Below are 22594 nucleotides of genomic sequence, written 5' to 3' on the forward strand. Positions count from 1 at the left end.
TGTGGTGCTGTCGGTCGGTGTCGGCTGCCATCGCGCGGCTGAGCCCGGTCGGGCTTTCCGGTGTGCGGTCGGGCTGGGTGGATGAGGGGTGGGGCGTTGAGCGGTCGGACGAAGTTGGTGCTCGTCGTGGTGGTGGTGGTCCTGTTGGTCCTGCTCGGGGTGTGGGGCATGTGGCTGTGGGTCGACCACGACATGAGGCACCCGCAGGAGTCGGGCTGGATGGACTAGGCGCCGGGGCGTGCGCCGCTGATCGCGTGGCGGGACGGCTGGTAGGAAATCCGCATGCATCCCACTGCGAACGTCGCCGCCAAGAGGAAGCCGCCGCGCGTGCTGCGCTGGATCGTCCTGCTCGTGCTGGTGTGGCTGGTGACCGCGGGTTACTTCCTGGTCTCCACCGAGATGACCATCTGGTCCCGGGTCTTCGGCAGCGACGAGGCCACGGCGGATCCCGTCGCGCGCGTGGAGCTGGAGCGCGGGCAGCCGTTCGGTCTGGCGGCGCATCGCGACGAGTACGTGAAGTGCCAGGTGGTCCCGGAATCCGGCGAACCGAGGGAGCTCGTCCCCGACCGCCCGGCCAACAGCGTCCGCAGCTCCCGCCTCCCGGGCCCGGAACCGGCGTGGTTCAGCGGCCGGGCGGAGATCAGCTGCAACGGCCCGACGACGGTCCTGCTCCCGGACCGCTACGACAAGACCGGTCTGAACGTGCTGTTCGTCCTGATGAGCGCGTCCAGCCTGCTGATCGTCGTCGTGCTCGTGCAGATCGTCCGGCGGGTTCGGTTCAGCAATGCCGCGGCCCGGAATGACTGATTTGCGTCCGAGAACGCATTTTCAAAGGGGCCGGAGCCGCCATCGGCGGTTGGGTAGGCTCGGATCAACGGACCGGGAATTGTGAGGGGACAGACGGTGAGTAGTGCGTCTGAGCGCATTCAGGAAATGATGCGCAAGTTCGAGGAGCAGGCGCAGAAGGCGTCGGAGCTGCAGTCTGCGATGCAGGGCATGCAGGGCACGGCGAGCAGCCAGGACCGGTCGGTGACGGTGACGGTGGCGCCGTCCGGGGCCGTGCTGGACCTGCGCCTGGCACCGAACGCGGTCCGCCAGTCGGCCAACGACCTGCAGCAGCAGATCATGGCGACGATCCGCGAAGCGACCGCGAGCGCGGCGGAGCAGATGAACAACGCGGTGGCGCCGATCCTCGGCGACCACTACGACCAGTTCCAGCAGGCCTTCAAGGCCGAAGGCATGGCGATCAAGCCGACCGCCCCCGACGAAGCGCCCGCCGCGCCGCAGGCGGCGACCCCGCCGCCCGCGCGCCAGGAACCACCCGCGCCCCCGGCAACGCCCAACCAGCCGCGCCGCAACGCCGGTTTCGACGATGACGACGACTTCTCGGCAGGCTCCTTCCTGCGCTGAACGGTGCTGGCATGACCGACTTGAAGATGACCCCGGAAACCCTGACCGGCCACGGCCAGGGCTCGGAAAGCCTGGCCGAGAAGTTCGGCCAGTTGGCAGATCTCCTGCACCAGGCGAAAGTCGACGACCAGTGCTTCGGGCCGATCGGTGAAGCGGTTGGGCTCAGCAGCAAGTACTTCGAGAGCCTCGACCAGTGCCGGGAGCTGGCGACCAAGGCCCAGGAGTTCCTGAAGAACACCAAGCAGTCCCTGGACGACACGGTCAAGGACTACGCGGAAACCGAGCAGCAGATCTCCGATCTGCTGAAGCAGGCGGGGGAGGACCTGGCGGGATGAGCGGCCCGGGCGATTTCCAGTCGCTGAACGAAGGGGACGGCAACTCCAAGAACTGGTTCGAGCAAGCCGCCGGGCGCGGCTCGTCGCTGGTGGGGGCCGGACAGGACCTCGCTGATGCCTCGTCGCCTCCGGAGTGGGGTGTGGCGTCGGTATCGGCCCGTGCCGAGCTGCTCACGTCGATGGCCAGTCCCGGTCAAGCGCTGATGAGCAACGGACTGGGTTTCCTGGTGTCGATCGTGCTCAGCCCGCTGATCGAACTCGCCGAGTACGCGGTCGGCGACCCGGAGCAGATGCGTGCCACCGGTGAGGGCTGGGAGAAGGTCGCGACTTGGCTCGACGGGGTCTCCGAACAGGAGAAGAACCGGGCCCAGGCCACCGCCGAGACCTGGGTCGGCAAGGACGGCGACGCCTTCCGGCAGCAGATGACGGAATTCGGCGACGGTGTCACCGCCCTGGCGCAGGACGTCCGCGACCTCAAGGGCACGCTGGACATGATCGCCGACATCTTCGACATGTTCGTCGAGTTCTTCATCCAGGTGGTCACGGAGCTGATCATCGGCCTGATCGTTCAGTGGCTCGCTGCGCTGGCGGCGTCCTGGATCACTGCCGGCGCGTCCGTCGGCGCGGCGAGCGCGGGCACCGCCGCTCAGGTAGGTGTGCAGGGTGGCCGCATCAGCGCCCGGATCGCTCAGGTGCAGGGCAAGCTCTTCCAGCTGTTCCAGAAGCTGGAGCAGTTGCTGGTCCGGTTGCGAGGGCCGCTGAAGAGCGTGTTGGACCGGGTCAACAACATTCCCGGTGGGCAGATGCTGACGAATCGCTTGGGGCGGCAGAACCCGGTGTTCGGCGTGGCCAAGCAGTTCGACGCGAATACGTTGGCATCGACCACGAACAACGTGTTCATGAAGGGCGTCACCGGAGAGGGCGCCCTGGCTGCCAACGTGAGTCAGCGGGTGATCGGAGGCGTTCTCGGCGGCCAGACCAGCGTCGGGCGAGCAGCCATGTCGGCGGGCATGGAGGTCGGCACCGACGCGGCGATCGAGCAGGGTGCCAACCACGCCTACGACACGGGCAAGGGCTGGTTCCAGGGCGATCTGTCGGAGGACGACCGCAGGGCAGCTCAGGAGAAGGGCTTCTCGTGATCGTCGTGAGAAGTGCGGGGTGACGCGGTGAGCAAGCAACTCGGCGGGGTGCTGGCCGTTCGGCACGGTTGGTGCCGGCCTGATGAGGTCATCCGCTTCGCCGTGCCGTGCGTCCGGTCGAGCATCCGGTACGACATCAGCGGTCTGTCGTGGGAGGGCACGAGTGGCGGCAGTGCGATCGGACGCGTTGCTACTGCGGTGGAAGACCTCGTGGGCGCTTCGTCCGAGCACGACAACCGCCTCTCCCCACCGAGGGTCGTGTACTCGGGTCCGAACCCACAGGCGCAGATCATGCAGGCCCGGCCGGAGGCCGAGGACGCGGATGTTCTGTTCACCTGGGTGCTGACCTCGCATCGCCTCGCCCTGCTGGCGGAAGTTCCGGAGCCTGCGGCGGAGGAAGGAATCTCGGATTCGGTCTGGCAGAAGGCGCGGAAGTTCGGTGCCGGCGTTCGGGACTTCTCCCGCGACGTGGTGGACATCCTGCAGGACAAGAAACTCGGTGAGTATCCGCCGAACGCGCCGGTGCCGGTGGCGCCGGTCGCCGTCCGCGCGGAGTTCCCGTTGCAGCAGGTGCGGGCGATCAACCGGACGACCCGGCGACTTCCCGGCGGATACGCGCAGCGCGACGTCTTCGCGCTGCGCATCGAACTCGGTGACGGGTCCGTCCTGGAAGTGATCTCGCAGACCGAGGAGCACGCCGCGCGCCTGGAAGCGATGGCGCACGGACGTCAGTAGAGAGGCTGTCGTGCTGAAAGACCCGTTCAAGCTGGAGAAGCTCGCGACCCAGACGTGGTGCCGGCCCGGCGAGGGACTGCTGATGCGGATCGGGCCCCGGTGGGGCCACCTGGCCTCCGACATCGCCGGTCGCAAGGGCGCCCCGCACGACCACGGCGGGCGGATCCAGCTGGAAAGCGCATCGGTCCCGGAGTGGCCGCTGCCGACCGAGGCGGTCGCCGCTGGGCACTACCACGGCGACGAATGGGTGCACGACCCGTCGATCTGGGCTTGGGCGCACGCGCCGAACCCGACGGCAGTCGCGGCGGGTTGCGCGGACGGGCTCGCAGCGGGGCGGGCAGATTCCTGGCTGGTCGTGTCGAACCAGCGCATCGCCGCGGTCATGGCGGCTTCGGCTGCGAAGAAGGCGGAACCCGAACAGCAGTCCGGGGGCTGGTTGTCGCGCGCCAAGTCGATCGCGAAGGACGCGCAGTCGTTGGTGCAGTCCGAGGAGGAGTCGCTGGTGACGCTCTGGGAGGCGCCCAGCACCGTGATCCGGCACTTCGGCGCGCTGCCGATGGGCCGGGACTTCGACCCCGTGTGGTTCGGGCAGATCGCTTTCCACGACGGTTCGGGCCTGCTGATCCGGATGGACAGCAGAGCTGCCGCGGAATCCGTTGTTTCCGCGGGCAACGCTCTGTTCGGACATCCTTAGTCCGGGCATCCGCCGCGCTGAATGTTCACGGGTTCGCTAACCGGGCACTGCGTGGCTGTCAACCCGTTCGCCCCGTAGATGTGGTCCTCCGGTCGTCCCGCAGGTGGGTGGCCCGGTTCGGCTAGGGTCGTTTCCGGGAGCGCAAGGATCCGGAGGGGTCGATGGGTGAGGCACCTCTGCTGGGCGGGCGGTACCGGCTGGGTACCCGCATCGGCAGCGGCGGTATGGCCGACGTGCACCGGGCGATGGACACCCGGTTGCAGCGGGTCGTGGCGGCGAAGGTGTTCCGCTCCGGTGCCGATGCCGCGGGGCGGGAGCGGTTCGCCGAGGAGGCCCGGATCCTCGCCGGGCTCAGCCATCCCGGCCTGGTCACCGTGCACGACTTCAGCGCCGGTGCCGACGAGCTCTACCTGATCATGGAGCTGGTCGAGGGCCGCACGCTCGCCGACGAGGTGCAGCACGGGGCGCTGCCGCCGCAGCGCGTCGCCGAGATCGGGTCCCGGCTCGCCGACGTGCTGGCCCACGTGCACGACAACGGCATCGTGCACCGCGACGTCAAGCCCTCCAACGTGCTCATCGCCGGTGACGGCAGCGTCTACCTCGCCGATTTCGGCATCTCCCGGCTGGCCGCCGCCGCCGGGCGCATGACCAGCTCCGGAGTGCTCATCGGAACCGCCACCTACATGTCCCCGGAGCAGGTCAGCGGTGGTGATGTCGGCTATCCCGCCGACGTCTACGCGCTGGGGCTGGTGCTGCTCGAATGCGCCACCGGGAGGGTCGAGTACCCCGGTTCCGGCGCGGAGAGCGCGGTGGCGCGGCTGGTCCGGGCACCGGAGGTGCCGCTGGAGCTGCCCAGCGGCCTGCACCGGGCGCTGCTGCTGATGACGGGCTCCGACCCGGCCCGGCGCCCGACCGCGGCGGAATCCGCGGACCTGCTGGCCGGTCGGTCGACCGACGTCATCCCGCGCATCCACCCGACCCGGCCGGTGACGCAGCTGCTGCCGGAACCGCAGCCCGAACCGCGCCGCAGCCGGAAGCCCTGGCTGTTCGCGGGCGCCGGGCTCGGGGTGCTGCTGGTGGCGCTGATCGTGTTCCTCACCCTGCCCTCGGCTCCGGAGTCGCCGTCCCTGCCACCGGTGTCCGGACCGGCCGGGGTGGAGCGGCTGCCGGAAGATCTCGCGACCCTGGAGGGGCTGATCCGCGGATGAAACGCCTTCTGCTGCCCGCTCTGCTGCTGGTGCTCGCCGGCTGCGGCAGCGAGCCCCGGGCGATGGATCACCAGATCCGCGAGCAGCTGCTCAGCCACGTGGACGAGGTGAAGACCGCGGCGGAGAACAACGATCGCCCCGCGGCGGAGATGGCGCTCGGCGAGCTGCACCGCGCGATCGCCGAAGCCCAGGCCCGCGGCGAACTCCGCACGGAAACCGCCCGCGCGCTGCTCACCGCGACCGAGCGGGTCGCCGAGGACGTCCGCACCATGCCGCTGCCGGAGCCGCCCGCCCCGGTCACCGTGACGGTCACCCCCGACCCGCCGGTCGTCGCACCGCCGCTGCCGGAGATCCGGGTCGAGGAGCGCATTGATCAGGCTGAGCGGTGGGAGGAGAACCGCAAGCTCGGGGAGGAGATCCGCGAACACGCGCGGAGGGCCCGCGAGAACAACGGCAACGGTAACGGGAACAACGACGACTGAACGGGAAAGTTCCCGGTCGCCGCGTGATTGGTTGTGCCAATTTCGCGGGGTGTGGCAGGGTTCGCTGACACTGGTCCGGTGCGGGCGGCGGCCCGCGACCCCGAGGAGGCGGAACTTGCGCGAGGGACTCGCTGCGGGCGTGATCGTGGCCGGCCTGCTGCTGGCGGGCTGCAGTTCCGGCGCAACCCCGGCCGACCAGCCGGGCGCTCCCGGCCGATCGGCCCCGCAGAAGACGCTGCCGACGTCCGACCCGTGCGCCGTGCTGACCGAGGAGCAGCTGAAAACCCTGGTGCTGGACCAGGAACCGAAGCAGGCGGAGCAGAACGGCCTGCAGGGCTGCGAATTCCGCTCAGGCGGCGGCTGGTCGGTGTTCGTGGCCGCGGACGCCGCCGGCACCTACCAGCAGTTCGTGGAGGCCAACCAGGGCGCCCAGGAGCTGCCGCTCGCGGGCTACCCGTCGGCGATCGTCAACGATGAGACGGGCTGCCACCTGACGATGGACGTCGCGGACGCGGGAAGCCTCAAGCTCACGGCCCTGGTCGGCCCCGGAGCCCCGCTCGAGGTGGGCGGGAGCTGCGACGCAGCGGCGAAGGTCGCGGAGTCGGTCCTGCAGAACCTCCCCTCGGCGTGACCGGTCCCGTTCGGCAGGTGGCCCGTGAGTGTTTTGTGGGGCTATAACACCCCAAAACACTCACGGGTCCTGACCACCTGAAACGGAGCTCGCCGCTGGGCGGCCCCGCGATCGCGCCGGGTCAGTCCTGGCTGCAGAGGGCTTCCACGACGTCTCGGGCGTCGGAGCGGAAGGCGAGGTCGAGGAAGTAGAGCTTGTCGGCCAGTTCTGACAGCTGGGCCCGGCTCGTCACGATCTCCGCATCGCCCTGCCTGATCGCCACCTCGTCCCGGATCAGCATCGTCACGACGAGCTCCGCTCGTCGTTCGTCGGCTGGGATCTGCCAGCGTGCGCACATGTTTCGGCCCTCGCGGATCGGATTTCGCTTGCGAGAAGGACTCTCCGGAGTTCCCGATCGGGCAAGCAACGATTCTTTCGGGTGATTGGGCGTGCTCGCCCCGCTGGAAACCAGCGATGGTGATCGGGGGACGTCAGATCGATTCCGAAGGCGGGGCGAACGCATGAACGGACGACCAGGAGTCGTCCCGGTCCGGGTGCGGCGGGTGTCGAGCGAACTCCGGGAGCTGAGGCTGCGAAGCGGCTTGGGAGCGGAGGAGGTCGCCGGTGCCATGGGCTTCGGGCTCATCGCGGCCATCGCGCAGAGCCTCACCTGATGCTCGACGAGGAGCGCATTGTGGTGGTCGATGGCTCTCCCGGTCTTCGTTGGCGCAAGAGCAGTCGCAGCAGCATGCAGGGGAACTGCGTCGAAGTCGCGTTCAGCGGAGCAGCTGTCGCGGCGCGTGACTCGAAGGATCCTGGCGGGGGCGAGCTGGTGCTGGGTGCGGCGACCTGGGCCGCGTTCCTCGGCGGCATCCGGAGTGGTCGGTTCGACGTGTAGGCGGTTCTGGACGGTGCGGCATCCGAGCGCTCGCCCGGATCCCGCATTTTGTTGAATGGTCAACCAAGATCCGCGGCGAATCGTCATCACCGCGGGCGGGCATGGCTGACCTGCTTAGACTCCGAAACCCCTTCGTCGGTTCCGAGGCCAGGATCACTCGGATGTCGCAGTGTTCTTTGCCCGGCCTTGTCCCACTTTGGCCCTTCTGGGCGTTAAGGTTTGCCTCGTTGGCAAGTGGATGGCCGTCGCCCGACCCCGCGACGGTTGGCGAACGAGGGGAGTTCGGCTGTGTCCGAGGGGGACGGCGGCACCTACCAGCCGGTCGATCAGCGTCAGATCCAGGCGATGCAAGCGATGCCTGGACCGGCGGGTTTTATGGGGGGCGTCGTGAACGTCATGACACGAGCCGCTGACAACGCAGCCTTGGCTGCAGCTCAGGCCGCCGGTGGTTCGATGCTTGTCGACCCGGACCAGGTTGACAAGCTTGCGCAGTTCTTCAGGGGTGAGGCGGAGGAGCTTCGCGCACGTCAGTCGGAGAACTACGTGCTTGCATCGGTGGAGCCGCCGGGTTCGGACCCAGTCAGCACTCAGGCAGCGGAAAAGTACGGCTCGGTCGGATCCGGCAACCCCGAGTCGTACCTGGATAACTACTTGAAGCTCGCCGACCTGTTCGACCAGGTTGCGGAGCGTCTCGAACAGGGCGCGAATCAGAACCGGATCGATGATCAGAATGCGGCTGACAGCATGCGAGGAGGAAGGCTTGCGTAAGGGGCTCGCGCTGGGCGCTGTTCTGGCGAGTTTGTTCTTGGCGGGTTGCGGGGGTGGTACCGGCGAGACCGGGCCTTCTTCCGAGCAGAGCGCGGCACCGGAGACGTCGGCTTCTTCGCAGCCCGAGCGCACCTCCCCTCCGAAGTCGCTTGACCTGGCTGACCAGTGCGCGATCATCACGGGCGATCAGGCCAAGCAGCTTGGCGCTGACCAGGAGCCGCGGGCTGTCGAGTCCAGCGGCGTGCCTGGATGCCGGTACAACCTGGGTGCCTCCGGTGGCGGCTTCATGGTCTTCGTCGGTGCCGACAAGTCTCAGACGATGCAGCAGTTCGCAGATGCTCGTAAGTCGAGCATCGAGATGACCGATATTTCGGGTTATCCCACCGCGCAGCTCGGCACGAACAAGACGAACTGCACGCTTTCCGTGGATGTTTCCGATCAGGGTTCTCTTTTCGTGAACGCGCTGGTCTCCTCTGGTGACCCGAACCCGTGTGATCTTTCGAAGCGTTTCGCTGAAGCTGCGTTGCAGAATCTTCCCGGTGCGTGAGGGAGCAGGGGATGACCGACGTTAGGCACATTGAACCTTCTGACTTCGAAGGCGCGAGCCTGGAACAGATGCGTGGTTGGGTCGAGAGCGGTAACGCTGACGGCCTCTACGACACCTCGCAGGTCTGGCAGGGCGAAGACAGATACCTTCGTGAGCTGAAGACTCGCATCGAGGACAAGCTCAAGGAATCTGGCGTCTACATGCAGTCCAAGTCCGGTGAGGCCATGCAGAACCAGGCCGTGCCGATTGCGCTCTGGACCGAGGTAGCCGCTGACAACGCGCTTGCGCAGTCGGAATTGATGTACCAGCAAGGCGAAGCCTTCAAGAAGGTGCAGACCTCGATCCCGGGCAAGGGCGAAGAGAAGGAAGCGCCGGACAGCAACTGGTTCAAGGACACCTGGGACAGCATGGTGAACGGCCAGACCGACGCCGAAGCTGCCAAGGAGCACAACGAGAAGCTTCGGCAAGAGGCCGTGCAGGCTTTCCAGTCCTACGACAGCACCTCGCAGAGCACTGTTGCCGGGAATGCTCAGTTCACGGCGCCACCGGACAACGGGATGAGCGTCGCTGTCGCCGGGTCGAACCACCCCACCGTTGGTGGGGTTCCGCAGGTTTCCAACACGCCTTCCGGCACCGGTAGCCAGTGGGCCGGTGGTGGCGGGACCGGCGGTGGTGGCGGCGGGTCGACCGTTCCGTCTGGTTACGGCGGCGGCAGCTATCCCGGCGGCGGTGGGGGCGGCGGCAACTACCCCGGTGGCGGCGGTGGTGGCGGCGGGGTCACCCCCGGTGGCGGTACCGGCCCCGGTGGGACGACTCCAGTGTGGCGGCAGCCCGGGACGAACGGGCCTGGTCAGGGCGGTCCGACGCCCGTTCGCGTGCCTGGTGGTTCCGGGCCGAACGGGCCTGGTCAGGGTGGTCCGATTCCGATCCGGATGCCCGGTGGCTCTGGACCCAACGGTCCTGGTCGGGGCGGTCCGACGCCGATCCGGATGCCCGGTGGTTCCGGGCCCAACGGTCCCGGTCAGGGCGGTCCGAACGGTCCCGGTGGTAGCCGGGTTCCCGGTGGTGGCGGTCCTGGCGGTGGTCCCGGTGGCGGCGGTGGCCGCGGCGGGTTCGGTGCCGGTGGCGCTGGCGGCAGCTCCGCGCTGGGCGCTGGTGGTCGTGCCGGTGCCGGTGGGCTCGCCGGGCCCGGGGGCACCGGGACGGGTGCCGGTGGCGCCGGCGGCGCTGGTGGTGCTGGTGGCGCCGGTGGTCGTGGTGGCATGGTCGGTGGTGCCGCTGGTGGGCGTCCGCAGGGCAAGCCGGGCGAGGAGGACCAGGAGCACGCGATTCCCGACTACCTCAAGGGCGACCACGGGTTCTTCGACGACGACCTGCCGAAGGTCGCGCCGCCCGTGTTCGGTGAGTGAGAACAGCGCTGATGCTGCCTGACTGGAGGGGATGACGGTGGCCGACGAGTTCACGATGGTGAGCCGGCCGTCGAGCGGCGAGGTCGCGGCCGGTGCCGCGGCCAAGGCGAAGCTCGCCGGCGAGATGGGCGGCAAGACCTCGATGCGGGTCGACCCCGAGCGGGCCGAATCGCTCGTGCGGTTCTTCGAGGACAAGGTCCGGGAGATGCGCGACCGCTTCGAGGCGGCCCGCGAGCTCGGCACCGTCAAACCCTCCGGTCAGGACCCGGTGAGCCTGCAGGCCGCCGAGTCCTACGGCCAGGTCGGCCGCGGCGACGAGTTCTCCTACTTCGCGAACTACCGGAAGCTGGCCCAGGTCCTGCAGGACACCGCCGACACGCTGCGCTCGAACGTCCGCCAGACCAGGAACGACGACGAGAGCGCAGCGGACGGTTTCCGCGCCGCGGGGGAGTAGCGCATGTTCGGGAACAGGGCCATCGAGCCGTCGGACTTCGACGGGACCCCGCTGCGGCAGCTGCGGGCGTGGGCGCAGGACGGCTCGCCGGACAGCATGTACCGGCACTCCGACCGGTGGCAGGAGGAGAACGACTACCTCTCGGCGCTGGTCGAGGAGATCAAGGCCAAGCTCGCCGAAGCGGGCGCGGTCCTGGAGTCCGCCTCCGGCGAGGAGATGCAGAACGCGCTGAACCCGGTCGTGCTGTGGACCGAAGCGACCGCGGAGACCGCGAAAGCGCATTCGCTGCGCATGCTGGAGCAGGGCGAGGCCTTCGCCAAGCTGCAGCGGCAGGTGCCCGGCGCGGCCGAGGAGCAGGACCCGCCGGACACCCACTGGTTGAAGAACGAGAGCTGGTCGAGCCTGGGGGACGGGGCGTCCGACACCGAACCGGCGCGCGTCCACAACGAGCAGCAGCGGCAGCAGGCCGTCGCCGCCTACGAGGCGTACGACAAGACGTCCCGCCAGCACGTCGCGGACAGCCCGCTGTTCACGCCGCCTCCGGGCAGCGAGGACGAGACGAAGGAGCGGGACCGCGACGGCGAACCCCCGTCGGAGACCACCAGGAGCGCCTGGGCGGGTGGCGGTGGTGGCGGCGGTGCGGTCGTCGCCGGTGGGGGTGCGACACCGGGCTCCGGAGGCGGAGCCGATCGTCCGCTGCCGCCCGGTGGATTCGCCGGGATCGGTTCCGGCGGGCCGACCGCAGGTGGTGGCACCGGGTCGAGCCAGCCGACCGCGCCTCGCGGACCGGCCGGGATGGCCGGAGCCGGGATGGCGGGTCGCCCCGCGACGAGGGACTCCGACGACGAGCTCGACCACGAGACGCCGGACTACCTCGTCGCCGACCGCGGGATCTTCGACGACGACATGCCGAAGACGGCACCGCCCGTCTTCGAGTGACCTCACAACACCAATCACCACTGCGGGCCGGGAGCCCGCACACGTCCGGCTGGGGAGCATCCGGTGAAGTTCGAGTTGTCGCGGCAGGCCTTCCACGAGGCGTGGAAGCACTTCAAGCTGGGGACCAAGCCGATCGTGCTCAACGTCCTCCCGGAGGGGATCCTGGAGTCCGAGCGGCGCGCCGTCGAGCAGCGGGCCTGGGACGAGCTGCACCGCCTCGGATTCGGCAACGAGATGCGCGAGGAGGACATCTGCGGCGTGTTCCTGCCGCTGCAGCGCTACGAGCGGTCCTTCGACGTCACGCTCGGCGAGCGCACCGCCGACGGTGAGCGCAGGACGACGGGCATGGTCGCCAACGTCCGCGGCAACGCCACGCTCGCCGTGCTGACCGAGGAATCCGTCCAGTTGCAAGCACTTCCGGAGGACTCGATGGTCCGCGTGCTGCTCGGCGTGCTGCCCGACGACCTGAAAGCCGGTCCGGGGCGCGGTGTTTCGCTGCGCAGCGCGGTGATGGGCGCGGCGGCGAAGGAAGCGGGCAACTCCGACCGCGAGATGGCCGACGGCCTCATCCGCCAGGGCGTGAAGCGCGACGACGCCCGCCAGCTGGTGGAGATGGCCGGCGGCGAGCGGATTGCGTGGGCCCAGTTCGGCGCGGCGACGATGGACGGCCAGGGCAAGCGCAACCGAGCCCCGATGGTGACGAACTTCTTCGCCACCGCGAAGGGCTGGTACATGATCGAGACCAACAACCGGGGCGCGGAGCCCTGGACCACGATCGCCCCGATCGACAAGCCGCGAATGGCCTCCCGGATCACCGACCTCATGAAGACCAGCTGAATCCCGGGTCCTGGTGGGAGCTTTCCCGGTTCCCCGGTTTCGCCACGCCGAAACCACCTGGCGGCCGAGCCGGAGGCCCCGCATGAACGACACGCGGCGTGACGGTCCGGCGCTTAGAGTGGCCGGATGATTCGGAACGTTCTGGCGGGAATCGCGGCAGGCGCAGCCGGAACTACTGCGCTCAACGTCGTGAGCTACCTGGACATGGCGGTGCACGCTCGCGCGGCGAGCAGCACGCCCGCCGAGACGGTTCGCAGGACCGAACAGCTGCTGGGCGTGAGGCTGTCGAGCGAGGAGCTCGGCAGCGAAGGCGTCGCGCACCGCCGCTCGGCGGCGGGCGCGCTGCTCGGCATCGCCGCCGGCCTGGGGGTCGGAGTCCTGTACGGACTGGTGGCTCCGCGGCTCGGCGGTGCCTCGCTCGTCGCGCGCGGCATCGGCACGGGCCTGGTCGCCAACGTCGGCACCACCGGCCCGATGGTCGTGCTGGGCATCACCGACCCGCGCACCTGGCCGGTGAGCTCCTGGCTCTCCGACCTGGTGCCGCACTTGGCCTTCGGGCTGGCCACCGCGGCCGTCTGGGAGATGGCCGCCCCTCGCCGGTGACCGGTTTCCGCGCTGGAGCGCTGCCGGGCGGGCGGAACCTCCTCGCCGGCCTGGAGTTCGCTCCCGCGCGGCCGTTTCACCGGTTGCCGAGCCGCGAAGCCCGTCAGTGGCAGTCGCCGTGCCTGCCGAGGGTCTCCACCGGAGTCGCGCCGGGGCGCGTCCACTGCGGCGCGGGGCGGCTGGTCGGCCCCCAGGTGGCGTTGCCGTCGGCGTCCGTGCGCCAGTACCAGCAGGTCGGCACGCCGTGCCCGCCGACCGGTGAGCCCGCCTGCGGGGCTTCGGGCCAGCCCTCGGGGGCGTCCTCCCACGCCTCGCGGCGGCCGTAGGGCGTCATGTCGAGCATCCCGATGGATCCGTTGACCCGCTCGGTGCCCCGGCCCGTCGTGGAATAGGTGAGGAACGCCCGGTCGCCGTCGCGCAGGAAGCAGGTGAGGTAGCCCATGTCGCCGCCGACCGGCTCCTCCAGGTCCCGCACCGAGTACCAGGGCTGGGTGTACCCCATGAACTCGACGAAGGCGGCGACCTCGTCCCACCGGCCGGAGGTCAGGATGGCGAACGAGACCCCGCGGGCGTTGAGGTAGACGGCGTCCTTCAGGTGCCAGGCCGCGGTGGTGCAGCCCTCGCACTGCCCCTGGTGCGGTGCGCCGTCGTGCCACATGTGCTTGTAGACCACGAGCTCGTCGCGGCCCTGGAACAGGTCCAGGAACGGGACCGGGCCGTCGGGTCCGACGACCTCGACCGTCCCGTCGAACTCCACCATCGGCAGCCGTCGGCGGGCCGCGGCGATGGCGTCGCCCTCGCGGGTGTGGGCCTTCTCGCGGAGCAGGAGCTCGTCGCGGGCGGCCTGCCAGCTCGCCAGGTCGACGACGGGCGGGCGGCCGGGGAGTTCGGTGGTCTGGTCGTCCGGAGCGGTCGTCATGGTGTCCTCCGCGGTGTCTCGTGCCGGGCAGCGCCTTGCGGTGATCACTGGAGCAGACCCGGTGACCCGGCCGAAACTCATGGCGTGCGGGATCTTCTCGCACCAGCCGGTGTGTCGTTGATCACCTAGAGTGCGTCGCATGGATTCTGCGGCGGCGGACGGTTGGTGGAGCGCTTTCCGGCGGTCCCCGTTCTTCTCCGCGACCGTGCTGGTGCTCATCCTCGGCGCCGCGGCCGCGCTCTTCGCCGGGTCCTACACCTTCGCCATGGCCGATCCGACGCCGCACCGGGTTCCGCTGGCCGTCGTCGGGGTGCGCGACAGCCCGGAGCTGCTGGCGGAGATGGAGCAGACCGCGGGCACTGCCTTCGAGCTGCACCGGTACTCCTACGACGAGGCCTTGCGGGCGGTGGAGGAGCAGCAGGTCTTCGGCGTGCTCGACGTGCGCGGCAGCGCCGTCCGGCTGAACGTCGCCAGTGCTGCCGGGGCTTCCGTCGCGCAGCTGCTGGAGCAGGTCGTGGTGCAGGTCGGTGCGAGCAACGGCGTGGTGGTCGAGGTGCAGGACCTCAAGCCGCTGCAGCGGGGCGATCCGCGCGGGCTGGCGCTGTTCTACGTGTCGCTGGCCGCGATCGTCATCGGGTTCGTCGGTGCGATCCAGCTCAGCGTGCACGCCAGGGCGCTCAACCCCGCCGAGCGGATCGGGTTCACCGCCGCCTACGCGCTGCTGGGCGGGTTCGCCATCATCGCGGTGGTCGACTGGCTGCTGGGGGCCGTGCGGTTCCCGTTCGTCGAGTCCTGGCTGATCCTGGCGCTGGCGATGTTCAGCTCCGGGATGGTGTTCAGCATGTTCAACGCCCTGCTGGGGCGGTGGGCGATGGTGCCGACCTGGGGGCTCATGGTGCTGCTCGGCAACCCCTCGTCCGGCGGGGCGGTGTCCTGGCCGCTGCTGCCGTCCCCGCTGGGCCTGATCGGTGCCTGGCTGCCGCCGGGGGCGACGGTGAACGCCCTGCACACCGCCGTCTACTTCGGCGGCTCGCAGCACGCGTTCCCGTTCCTCGTGCTCGCCGGGTGGGCGCTGCTGTCCTGCGCGGTGTTCTGGGTCTGGCGCGACCGGCACCCCGGTGGCCGGCCCGCCACCACCTGAATCAATGCGGAAATTCCACGTAGCGGAATTTTCCTCGATCTTCACGAGTCCTTGATCACTTCGCCGATGAGGGGCATTTCACCCCGGTTTGACCTGCGAGGACGTCCTCGGCGTGGCTCAACTGCCCGGAAATCGGACACATTTGATGAATTTCGCCGAGATTAGTGCACTTCAGCGCCTTTGTTGGTAGTACTTGCAGCGGCGCCCGGCTCGTGCACGCCTCGTACGAGCGGGCCTGGCGGCGGGCCTAGTTGAATCAGGCTCACAAAAACCGGACCCCCGTGGAACCCGGTCGAGCCGACTCGGTACCGTCGCCGCACCGATCAAGAGAAACCCCACATCACGGAGGACATGGTGGCCCTTCCCCAGCTGACCGAGGAGCAGCGGGCAGCAGCTCTGGAAAAGGCGGCTGCCGCCCGTCGCGCCCGAGCGGAGCTCAAGGAGCGCCTCAAGCGAGGCGGAACCACGCTGGCGGAGGTCCTGGAGACCGCCGACAACGACGAGGTCCTGGGCAAGATGAAGGTCTCCGCCCTGCTTGAGGCCCTTCCCGGGGTTGGCAAGGTTCGCGCTCAGCAGATCATGGAGCGGCTGGAGATCGCCAACAGCCGCCGCCTGCGCGGACTGGGCGAGCGGCAGCGCAAGGCGCTGCTCACCGAGTTCAGCGGCGAGTGATCGACGCACAAACCGGCGCTGAGCCGAGGACCGTCCGTCAGGGCGAGCCTCGGCTCACCGTCGTTTCCGGGCCCTCCGGCGTCGGCAAGTCCAGCGTGCTCGGCGAGGTGCGCAAGCGGTCCGCGGAGATCTACTTCAGCGTGTCCGCCACCACGCGCGCGCCGCGCGCCGGCGAGATCGACGGCGTGCACTACCACTTCGTCGACACCGCGGAGTTCCAGCGGATGATCGACGCCGACGAGATGCTGGAGCACGCGCAGTACGCGGGCAACTTCTACGGCACGCCCCGCAAGCCCGTCGAGGACGCTCTCGCGGCAGGCCGGCCCGCGGTGCTGGAGATCGAGCTGCAGGGCGCTCGGCAGGTCCGCCGGGCCATGCCGGAGGCGCAGCTGGTCATGCTGCTGCCGCCGTCCTGGGAGGTGCTGGTCGACCGGCTCACCGGTCGCGGCACCGAGCCCGCGGAGGTCGTCGAGCGGCGGTTGGCGACCGCGCGCGAGGAGCTGGCCGCCGAATCGGAGTTCGACGCCAGCGTGGTCAACGCCGATGTGCAGGCCGCGACCGGCGAATTGCTACGATTGATACTCGGCCGCGAACTGTGACGAGCCAGCGGTGAGCAGCACCGGAGTTCGGTCGACCGAAGTCCGGCACCCCGCGGGCCGCATCGCGCCCCCCACGCAACGGCACCACGCCGCCGTCCACGAGGAGCAGGAGCCACTCACGTGAGCACCCCCAGCGCGCTGGCTGCGCTCAACAGCAGCCCGTCCACCAACACCGCCGAAGGCATCACCTACCCGCCGATCGACGACCTGCTGGAGCAGGTCAGCTCGAAGTACGCGCTGGTGATCTACTCCGCGAAGCGCGCGCGGCAGATCAACGACTACTACGCCCAGCTCGGCGAGGGCCTGCTGGAGTACGTCGGCCCGCTGGTCGAGCCGGGCCCGCGCGAGAAGCCGCTGTCGATCGCGCTCCGCGAGATCCACGCCGGCGTGCTCGAGCACACCGAAGGCGAGTGACGGATGAACGTGCCGAGGACCGCCCGCGGGTGGTCCTCGGCGTCAGCGGTGGCATCGCCGCCTACAAGGCGTGCGAGGTGCTGCGGCGGCTGACCGAGTCCGGTCACCGCGTCCGGGTCGTCCCGACCGAGGCCGCGCTGAACTTCGTCGGTGCGGCGACCTTCGAGGCGCTCTCCGGGCAGCCGGTGCGCACCGGCGTGTTCACCGACGTCCACGAGGTGCAGCACGTCCGGCTCGGGCAGGAAGCCGATCTGGTCGTCGTCGCGCCCGCCACCGCCGATCTGCTGGCCCGCGCCGCGCACGGGCAGGCCGACGACCTGCTCACCTCGACGCTGCTGACCGCCCGGTGCCCGGTGCTGATGGTCCCGGCGATGCACACCGAGATGTGGGAGCACCCGGCGACCCGGCACAACGTCGCGCTGCTGCGCAGCCGCGGCGTGGTGGTCGCGGAGCCCGACAGCGGCCGGTTGACCGGCGCGGACACCGGCAAGGGCCGGCTGCCCGACCCGGCCGAGATCGTCGACCTGGCGCGCCTGCTGCTGGCCGAGCCCGCGGCGCTGCCGCGCGATCTCGAAGGCCGCCGCGTGGTGATCTCCGCCGGTGGCACCCGCGAACCGCTGGACCCGGTGCGCTACCTGGGCAACCGCTCCTCCGGGCGGCAGGGCTACGCGCTGGCCCGGGTGGCCGCGCACCGCGGCGCCGAGGTGACGCTGGTGGCCGCGCACACCGCCGACCTGGCGGCCCCGGCCGGCGTCCGGGTGATCAGGGTGGGCACCGCCGAGGAGCTGCGGTCGGTGATGCTGGCCGAGGCCGACGGCGCGGACGCCGTGGTGATGGCCGCCGCGGTCGCCGACTTCCGCCCGGTGTCGCACGTCGAGCACAAGATCAAGAAGTCCGACCGGGACCCGGAGCCGCTGGCCCTGACCCGGAATCCGGACATCCTCGCCGAACTGGTCGAAGCGCGCGGAGCCGGCAAGCTCGCCGCGTCGCTGATCGCCGGGTTCGCCGCCGAGACCGGCGATGCGACCACCTCGGTGCTCGACCACGGCCGGGCCAAGCTGGCCCGCAAGGGCTGCGATCTGCTGGTGGTCAACGCCGTCGGCGACGGCCAGGCCTTCGAGGTCGAGGAGAACGCCGGGTGGCTGCTCAGCGCCGACGGCACCGAGGTGCCCATCCCGTTCGGCGCGAAGTCCAGGCTGGCTTCCACATTGTGGGATGCTGTGAACAGGCAGCTGCACCGTCAGTAGGGTGACGACGCACGTCGTCCACCGGCCGGTGGAGCTATGCGGAGCAATTCAGGGAGAGTCGTGAGTCAGCAGTCTGACCTGCGCACCGGGCGCAGGTTGTTCACCAGTGAGTCCGTGACCGAAGGCCACCCGGACAAGATCTGCGACGCGATCAGCGACTCGATCCTGGACGCGTTGCTCGGCCAGGACCCGCGTTCGCGCGTGGCGGTGGAAACCCTGGTGACCACCGGTCAGGTGCACGTCGCCGGTGAGGTGACCACCGACGCCTACGCCGACATCCCGACCATCGTGCGGGAGAAGATCCTGGAGATCGGTTACGACTCCTCGGCCAAGGGCTTCGACGGCAACTCCTGCGGCGTCAACGTCGCCATCGGTGCGCAGTCGCCGGACATCGCGCAGGGCGTGGACACCGCGCACGAGTCGCGGGTCGAGGGCGTGATCGACGAGATCGCCAAGCAGGGCGCGGGCGACCAGGGCCTGATGTTCGGCTACGCCTGCGACGACACGCCGGAGTTCATGCCGCTGCCGATCGCGCTGGCGCACCGCCTGTCGCGGCGGCTGACCAAGGTCCGCAAGGACGGCGTGCTGCCGTACCTGCGCCCGGACGGCAAGACCCAGGTGACCATCGAGTACGCCGGTGACCAGGCCGTTCGGCTGGACACCGTGGTGCTGTCCACCCAGCACGCCGCCGACATCGACCTGGACTCGATGCTCGCGGTGGACATCAAGGACCAGGTGGTCGGGCCGGAGATCGGGCAGCTCGACATCGACACCTCCGACACGCGGCTGCTGGTCAACCCGACCGGCCGGTTCGTCGTCGGCGGTCCGATGGGCGACGCGGGCCTGACCGGCCGGAAGATCATCGTCGACACCTACGGCGGCATGGCCCGCCACGGCGGCGGCGCGTTCTCCGGCAAGGACCCGTCGAAGGTGGACCGCTCGGCGGCCTACGCGACGCGGTGGGTGGCGAAGAACGCCATCGCGGCCGGGCTGGCCAGCCGGATCGAGGTGCAGGTGGCCTACGCGATCGGCAAGGCCGCCCCGGTGGGCCTGTTCGTGGAGACCTTCGGCACCGAGAACGTCGACCCGGCCCGCATCCAGTCGGCGATCAACGAGGTCTTCGACCTGCGCCCGGCGGCGATCATCCGCGACCTCGACCTGCTGCGCCCGATCTACGCGCCGACCGCGGCCTACGGCCACTTCGGCCGCCCGGACCTCGACCTCCCCTGGGAGCGCACGGACCGCGCCGAGGCCCTGAAGGCCGCAGCCAACATCTGATCTTTCCGGGTGAAGGGCACCTTTTGGCAAGTTACTTGCTAAAAGGTGCCCTTCACGCTTCACCCGACCGAGTTCGAGCTGGTGCCTCTTACTCTGGGGGCGTGGGGTCGCCGGACAGGTTCGTTCCTTACGGCCCGTCGCACTGGGTGCTCATGGCGCTGATCGTCGTCGGTGCCGTGGCCTTCGTGGTGGCCGGGCGGCGGCTGCGCGATCCGCGGGTGGCGGTGCTGTTCGCGCGAACTCTCGCCGTGGTGGTCCTGCTGTTCAACGTGCCGCTGCTGGTCTACCGGCAGCTGCCCGCGCAGTGGGACGTCGGCGAGTCGCTGCCGCTGCACCTGTGCGACCTCGCCTGGGCGGTCGCCGCTCTCGCGCTGTGGACGCGGCAGCCGCTGGCCTGCGCGCTCGTCTACTACTGGGGCCTGACGCTGACCCCGCAAGCGCTGATCACCCCGGCGTTCGACGCCCCGGACTTCCCGCACGTCGACTTCATCGAGTTCTGGGGCCAGCACCTGCTGGTCATCTGGACCGCGGCGTACCTGACCTGGGGCGTCGGCGTGCGGCCGAGCTGGCGCGGCTACCGGTTCGCCGCGGTGGTGACCCTCGGCTGGGGTGCGGCGGTGCTGGCGTTCAACTCCTGGGCGGGCACCAACTACGGCTTCGTCAGCAGGAAGCCCGACAACCCGTCGCTGCTCGACCTGATGGGCGGTTGGCCCTGGTACCTGGGCGTGGCGGCGGTCGCCGGGCTGGCCGCCTGGGCGCTGCTGACCTGGCCGTGGACCCGGCGGAGCGCTAGTCGGATCCCATGCTGAAGCCCTGCTGGCGCCAGGCCTCGTAGACCGCGACCGCGGCCGAGTTGGCCAGGTTCATCGAGCGGATCCCGGGCAGCATCGGGATGCGGACCTGGAGCGTCACGTCGGCGAGGACGTCCTCGGGCAGGCCGGTGGACTCCGGGCCGAACAGCAGCACGTCGCCGGGCTGGTAGGCGACCGTTTCGTAGGAGCGCTCGGCCTTCGAGGTGAAGGCGATGATCCGCTCCGGCTGGAGCGCCCGCCACGCCGCTTCGAGGTCCGGGTGGACGTGCAGGGCGGCCTGGTCGTGGTAGTCGAGCCCGGCCCGGCGCAGCTTCGCGTCTTCCACGGAGAACCCGAGGGGTTCGATCAGGTGCAGGGCGCAGCCGGAGCCGGCCGCCATGCGGATCGCGTTGCCCGCGTTGCCGGGGATCTCCGGGTGATAGAACACGACGTGAAACACCTGAAATCGTTTCACACCAGAGTTCCCGGCGGCAGCCCGGGGCTGAAAACCGTTGGTGCGGCAAGATCAACCGCTGTTATCCTGGCCGAGCCGGTCGAGAGGCGCTGCAACGGGCGTCGGCCCGCCACGCTCGGTCGGCGCGAGCGTCGGGAAGGGTGCCTCCTGTGATCGGAGGTGTCCTGTGCCGACCGGAAATCCGCTGCCCGCGGCGAAGATCGCGGATCTGGTGAGCTACCCGGTGAAGGGCTGCGCCGGGATGTCCGCCCGGAGCTTCCCGCTGACCGAGGCGGGGCTGGTGCACGACCGGGCCTTCATGGTCGTCGACGACGACGGCGTGTACCGGACGCAGCGCCGGTGGCCCCGGCTCGCGCAGATCCAGCCGGTGATCAGCGGCGACCGGCTGGAGCTGAGCGCGCCCGGAGCCGGTTCGATCGGGGTGGACGTCGACGTGACCGGGCCGCGCCGGGACGTGCGCCTCTTCGACGCCGGGTACCGGGGGATCGACCAGGGCGGTGCCGTCGCGGAATGGCTCTCCGAGGTGCTCGGCGCCCGCAGCAGGCTGGTGCGGGTGCCGCCGGAGCACGACCGCGTCACCGACGGCGAGGTCCCCGGAACATCCGGATATGCCGACAGTTCCGCGGTGCACGTCGTGTCGCGCTCCTCATTGGACCGGCTCGACGAGCGCGGGCCCCGCCCGGTGCCGGTGGAGCGCTTCCGCCCCAACATCGTGGTCGAGGGCTGGCCCGAGCCGCACACCGAAGACCGCGCCGGACGCATCGCGATCGGCGATGCGGTGCTGGGTTTCACCAAGCTCGCGATCCGCTGCGCGGTCACCACCGTCGACCAGGAGACCGGGCTTCGCGACGGCCCGGAGCCCTTGCGCACGCTCGCTGCCTACCGCCGGATCCCCGACCAGGGCATCGCTTTCGGCGCGAAGTTCGCGGTCCTGCGCACCGGGACGCTGTCCGTCGGCGATCCGGTGACGGTCGAGGCCTGGCGGTAGGCGCTGTTTATGCTGATCGTGGTGACCGCAGGCCGGTCAGCAGGTCCCTGCGTCAGGAGCGGAGTCCGCGGTGTCCGGTTTCATCTTCGTCGATCAGGAAGCTCCCGATTACCTGAAGGAAGCGGCAGCCGGGTCGCGGGTGACGCTGCCGTCGTTCGAGCCTCCGTGGCTCGTGGTGGACCACTCGCTGGACCGGGTCGTCGTCGCTAGGTGGCCGGGGCGGCTGTTCCGGGCTGAGATCGTGCCCCCGGCGACGGATGCGGAACGAGCGGCGATGGCCCGTGCTGCCGAGAGGCTGAGCTCCGACGCCGGTTACACCCGCGCCGTCTCCATCGATCTGGTGGAGGAGATCTCCCCGACGGTGCTCTTCGGCCCGCACGGGGATGCTGTGCGGGCCGTGCTCGAAGCCGGATGCGCGCTGGACGAGGAGAGCGCCCGTCGGCTTGCATCCGCCCGTCAGCCCGCGGCCGACCACGCGTACAGCGCGGCATGGGAGCGGTGGCTCGGCGAGCAGCCGAACGGTGCGGTCTACCAGGGCCAGTCGCACGCGTCGATCGTGGCCATCTCCGGTGCGGGGCCGTCCGAATCGCCGATCGGGCACGGGTTCTCCGTCCTGTCGCGCGCGGTCTACGAGAGCGCTCGGCTTCGCGGTGGCGAAAGTGCGCACGCTCGCGACGAGGACGGTGACTGGGTGCTGCTAGATCCGTGGCGCACAGCCTCCGCTGCGCTCCTCGACGCAGCTATGGCCCTAGGTGCGCCGCATCTCGTGGGCGAGCGAACCGGCACATTGCTCACTAAGGCCTGGAACGCGGTGCACGGGCGGTGACCACGGCCGCGTCCACCGGTCGGCTCCGCGTTCAGACGAGCCCGCCGGTGGCGCGGATATCATCGCGGTAGTTGTGGGGCTCTTGTGTCGTATCCGTGGGTGAGCGGGTGGGGCCGGGTGCTTCGGCGGTGGTAGCGGGGTCGGGTTGGTGGAGTGACGGGGGCGGTGGGGTGCGG

The 22594-nt window shown here is 69.8% G+C and carries 31 protein-coding genes; 28 read left to right on the plus strand and 3 right to left on the minus strand.

Going from position 1 to position 22594, the window contains the following annotated elements; genetic code table 11:
* Positions 1-96 precede the first annotated feature (96 nt).
* The 10 genes from OU416_RS39355 to OU416_RS39400 all read left to right on the plus strand — a co-directional run bounded on the left by OU416_RS39355 (position 97) and on the right by OU416_RS39400 (position 6634).
* Positions 97-228, plus strand: coding sequence for a hypothetical protein (locus tag OU416_RS39355; protein WP_270932196.1), 132 nt, complete (start codon positions 97-99; stop codon positions 226-228).
* Positions 229-282: 54 nt separating this feature from the next.
* Positions 283-807 carry a hypothetical protein gene (locus OU416_RS39360; protein ID WP_270932197.1) on the plus strand — a complete coding sequence of 175 codons (525 nt, stop codon included), beginning with the start codon at positions 283-285 and terminating at the stop codon, positions 805-807.
* Between the two features lie 126 nt (positions 808-933).
* Complete coding sequence (locus OU416_RS39365) at positions 934-1410, plus strand: YbaB/EbfC family nucleoid-associated protein (RefSeq protein ID WP_270932198.1); 477 nt, start codon at positions 934-936, stop codon at positions 1408-1410.
* A gap of 11 nt (positions 1411-1421) precedes the next feature.
* Positions 1422-1745, plus strand: a complete 324-nt coding sequence (locus OU416_RS39370; protein ID WP_270932199.1) for a hypothetical protein — start codon at positions 1422-1424, stop codon at positions 1743-1745.
* On the plus strand, positions 1742-2884 hold the full coding sequence (locus OU416_RS39375) for a WXG100 family type VII secretion target (RefSeq protein ID WP_270932200.1): 1143 nt from the start codon (positions 1742-1744) through the stop codon (positions 2882-2884). Before OU416_RS39370 ends, OU416_RS39375 begins: the two co-directional genes overlap by 4 nt.
* 27 nt (positions 2885-2911) lie before the next feature.
* Entirely contained in the window at positions 2912-3619 is a 708-nt protein-coding gene (locus OU416_RS39380; protein WP_270932201.1) for a hypothetical protein, read from the plus strand.
* 10 nt (positions 3620-3629) lie between these two features.
* Positions 3630-4313, plus strand: a complete 684-nt coding sequence (locus OU416_RS39385; RefSeq protein ID WP_270932202.1) for a hypothetical protein — start codon at positions 3630-3632, stop codon at positions 4311-4313.
* A 161-nt stretch (positions 4314-4474) separates the two neighbouring features.
* Positions 4475-5521: a serine/threonine-protein kinase gene (locus tag OU416_RS39390; protein ID WP_270932203.1), complete on the plus strand. Its 1047-nt coding sequence runs from the start codon at positions 4475-4477 to the stop codon at positions 5519-5521.
* On the plus strand, positions 5518-6003 hold the full coding sequence (locus OU416_RS39395; protein WP_270932204.1) for a hypothetical protein: 486 nt from the start codon (positions 5518-5520) through the stop codon (positions 6001-6003). Before OU416_RS39390 ends, OU416_RS39395 begins: the two co-directional genes overlap by 4 nt.
* A 115-nt stretch (positions 6004-6118) precedes the next feature.
* Positions 6119-6634 (plus strand): DUF3558 domain-containing protein, encoded by a 516-nt coding sequence (locus OU416_RS39400; RefSeq protein ID WP_270932205.1) that lies wholly within the window; start codon positions 6119-6121, stop codon positions 6632-6634.
* A gap of 121 nt (positions 6635-6755) precedes the next feature.
* On the opposite strand, the gene OU416_RS39405 is transcribed toward OU416_RS39400, so the two are convergent.
* Positions 6756-6920, minus strand: a complete 165-nt coding sequence (locus OU416_RS39405; protein WP_270932206.1) for a hypothetical protein — start codon at positions 6918-6920, stop codon at positions 6756-6758.
* 214 nt (positions 6921-7134) lie between these two features.
* Here OU416_RS39405 and OU416_RS39410 point away from each other — a divergent pair, with 214 nt between their 5' ends.
* The 9 genes from OU416_RS39410 to OU416_RS39450 all read left to right on the plus strand — a co-directional run bounded on the left by OU416_RS39410 (position 7135) and on the right by OU416_RS39450 (position 13068).
* Complete coding sequence (locus tag OU416_RS39410) at positions 7135-7287, plus strand: hypothetical protein (RefSeq protein ID WP_270932207.1); 153 nt, start codon at positions 7135-7137, stop codon at positions 7285-7287.
* Positions 7287-7511, plus strand: coding sequence for a DUF397 domain-containing protein (locus tag OU416_RS39415; protein ID WP_270932208.1), 225 nt, complete (start codon positions 7287-7289; stop codon positions 7509-7511). Before OU416_RS39410 ends, OU416_RS39415 begins: the two co-directional genes overlap by 1 nt.
* Before the next feature lie 288 nt (positions 7512-7799).
* A complete protein-coding gene (locus tag OU416_RS39420) occupies positions 7800-8279 on the plus strand; it encodes a hypothetical protein (protein WP_270932209.1) in 480 nt (159 codons plus the stop codon).
* Entirely contained in the window at positions 8272-8826 is a 555-nt protein-coding gene (locus OU416_RS39425) for a DUF3558 domain-containing protein (RefSeq protein ID WP_270932210.1), read from the plus strand. The genes OU416_RS39420 and OU416_RS39425 overlap by 8 nt, the downstream gene beginning before the upstream one ends.
* A gap of 68 nt (positions 8827-8894) precedes the next feature.
* A complete protein-coding gene (locus OU416_RS39430) occupies positions 8895-10235 on the plus strand; it encodes a hypothetical protein (RefSeq protein WP_270932211.1) in 1341 nt (446 codons plus the stop codon).
* Positions 10236-10272: 37 nt separating this feature from the next.
* Positions 10273-10689 carry a hypothetical protein gene (locus OU416_RS39435; protein ID WP_270932212.1) on the plus strand — a complete coding sequence of 139 codons (417 nt, stop codon included), beginning with the start codon at positions 10273-10275 and terminating at the stop codon, positions 10687-10689.
* A gap of 3 nt (positions 10690-10692) precedes the next feature.
* Entirely contained in the window at positions 10693-11628 is a 936-nt protein-coding gene (locus tag OU416_RS39440) for a hypothetical protein (protein WP_270932213.1), read from the plus strand.
* 63 nt (positions 11629-11691) lie between these two features.
* A complete protein-coding gene (locus OU416_RS39445) occupies positions 11692-12465 on the plus strand; it encodes an ESX secretion-associated protein EspG (RefSeq protein WP_270932214.1) in 774 nt (257 codons plus the stop codon).
* Positions 12466-12591: 126 nt separating this feature from the next.
* Positions 12592-13068 (plus strand): hypothetical protein, encoded by a 477-nt coding sequence (locus tag OU416_RS39450; protein ID WP_270932215.1) that lies wholly within the window; start codon positions 12592-12594, stop codon positions 13066-13068.
* Between the two features lie 103 nt (positions 13069-13171).
* Here the strand turns inward: OU416_RS39450 and OU416_RS39455 are convergent, their stop codons facing one another.
* The gene (locus OU416_RS39455) at positions 13172-13987 is read right to left on the minus strand and encodes a DUF899 family protein (protein ID WP_270932216.1); all 816 of its coding nucleotides are present in this window, start codon (positions 13985-13987) and stop codon (positions 13172-13174) included.
* A gap of 139 nt (positions 13988-14126) precedes the next feature.
* Between OU416_RS39455 and OU416_RS39460 the strand changes: the two genes are divergently transcribed.
* From OU416_RS39460 to OU416_RS39490, 7 genes are all read left to right on the plus strand, one after another.
* Positions 14127-15128: an ABC-2 transporter permease gene (locus tag OU416_RS39460; RefSeq protein ID WP_270932217.1), complete on the plus strand. Its 1002-nt coding sequence runs from the start codon at positions 14127-14129 to the stop codon at positions 15126-15128.
* 354 nt (positions 15129-15482) lie between these two features.
* A complete protein-coding gene (mihF, locus tag OU416_RS39465; protein WP_093154362.1) occupies positions 15483-15800 on the plus strand; it encodes an integration host factor, actinobacterial type in 318 nt (105 codons plus the stop codon).
* Positions 15797-16399: a guanylate kinase gene (gene gmk, locus OU416_RS39470; RefSeq protein ID WP_270932218.1), complete on the plus strand. Its 603-nt coding sequence runs from the start codon at positions 15797-15799 to the stop codon at positions 16397-16399. Before mihF ends, gmk begins: the two co-directional genes overlap by 4 nt.
* Positions 16400-16519: 120 nt before the next feature.
* Positions 16520-16813, plus strand: a complete 294-nt coding sequence (rpoZ, locus tag OU416_RS39475; RefSeq protein ID WP_093154160.1) for a DNA-directed RNA polymerase subunit omega — start codon at positions 16520-16522, stop codon at positions 16811-16813.
* Positions 16810-18060, plus strand: coding sequence for a bifunctional phosphopantothenoylcysteine decarboxylase/phosphopantothenate--cysteine ligase CoaBC (gene coaBC, locus OU416_RS39480; RefSeq protein ID WP_270932219.1), 1251 nt, complete (start codon positions 16810-16812; stop codon positions 18058-18060). Before rpoZ ends, coaBC begins: the two co-directional genes overlap by 4 nt.
* Before the next feature lie 96 nt (positions 18061-18156).
* A complete protein-coding gene (gene metK, locus OU416_RS39485; protein WP_270932225.1) occupies positions 18157-19338 on the plus strand; it encodes a methionine adenosyltransferase in 1182 nt (393 codons plus the stop codon).
* Between the two features lie 101 nt (positions 19339-19439).
* Positions 19440-20147, plus strand: a complete 708-nt coding sequence (locus tag OU416_RS39490; protein ID WP_270932220.1) for a YwaF family protein — start codon at positions 19440-19442, stop codon at positions 20145-20147.
* Here the strand turns inward: OU416_RS39490 and OU416_RS39495 are convergent.
* On the minus strand, positions 20128-20589 hold the full coding sequence (locus tag OU416_RS39495) for a tRNA (cytidine(34)-2'-O)-methyltransferase (RefSeq protein WP_270932221.1): 462 nt from the start codon (positions 20587-20589) through the stop codon (positions 20128-20130). The two genes, OU416_RS39490 and OU416_RS39495, sit on opposite strands and share 20 nt — an antisense overlap.
* A gap of 181 nt (positions 20590-20770) precedes the next feature.
* Here OU416_RS39495 and OU416_RS39500 point away from each other — a divergent pair, with 181 nt between their 5' ends.
* A complete protein-coding gene (locus OU416_RS39500; protein ID WP_270932222.1) occupies positions 20771-21592 on the plus strand; it encodes an MOSC domain-containing protein in 822 nt (273 codons plus the stop codon).
* A gap of 70 nt (positions 21593-21662) precedes the next feature.
* Positions 21663-22418 carry a hypothetical protein gene (locus OU416_RS39505; protein ID WP_270932223.1) on the plus strand — a complete coding sequence of 252 codons (756 nt, stop codon included), beginning with the start codon at positions 21663-21665 and terminating at the stop codon, positions 22416-22418.
* The last annotated feature ends 176 nt before the right edge of the window (positions 22419-22594 follow it).

Origin of the sequence: Saccharopolyspora indica (genome assembly GCF_027853965.1) — a bacterium.
GTDB lineage: Bacteria > Actinomycetota > Actinomycetes > Mycobacteriales > Pseudonocardiaceae > Saccharopolyspora > Saccharopolyspora indica.

Coding starts and splice junctions, on each gene's coding strand:
- OU416_RS39395 (WP_270932204.1), top strand. CDS start 5,518: ATGAAACGCCTTCTGCTGCCCGCTCTGCTGCTGGTGCTCGCCGGCTGC.
- OU416_RS39440 (WP_270932213.1), top strand. CDS start 10,693: ATGTTCGGGAACAGGGCCATCGAGCCGTCGGACTTCGACGGGACCCCG.
- OU416_RS39410 (WP_270932207.1), top strand. CDS start 7,135: ATGAACGGACGACCAGGAGTCGTCCCGGTCCGGGTGCGGCGGGTGTCG.
- OU416_RS39455 (WP_270932216.1), bottom strand. CDS start 13,987: ATGACGACCGCTCCGGACGACCAGACCACCGAACTCCCCGGCCGCCCG.
- OU416_RS39375 (WP_270932200.1), top strand. CDS start 1,742: ATGAGCGGCCCGGGCGATTTCCAGTCGCTGAACGAAGGGGACGGCAAC.
- OU416_RS39460 (WP_270932217.1), top strand. CDS start 14,127: ATGGATTCTGCGGCGGCGGACGGTTGGTGGAGCGCTTTCCGGCGGTCC.
- OU416_RS39430 (WP_270932211.1), top strand. CDS start 8,895: ATGCGTGGTTGGGTCGAGAGCGGTAACGCTGACGGCCTCTACGACACC.
- OU416_RS39365 (WP_270932198.1), top strand. CDS start 934: ATGATGCGCAAGTTCGAGGAGCAGGCGCAGAAGGCGTCGGAGCTGCAG.
- OU416_RS39390 (WP_270932203.1), top strand. CDS start 4,475: ATGGGTGAGGCACCTCTGCTGGGCGGGCGGTACCGGCTGGGTACCCGC.
- OU416_RS39360 (WP_270932197.1), top strand. CDS start 283: ATGCATCCCACTGCGAACGTCGCCGCCAAGAGGAAGCCGCCGCGCGTG.
- OU416_RS39415 (WP_270932208.1), top strand. CDS start 7,287: ATGCTCGACGAGGAGCGCATTGTGGTGGTCGATGGCTCTCCCGGTCTT.
- OU416_RS39450 (WP_270932215.1), top strand. CDS start 12,592: ATGATTCGGAACGTTCTGGCGGGAATCGCGGCAGGCGCAGCCGGAACT.
- OU416_RS39370 (WP_270932199.1), top strand. CDS start 1,422: ATGACCGACTTGAAGATGACCCCGGAAACCCTGACCGGCCACGGCCAG.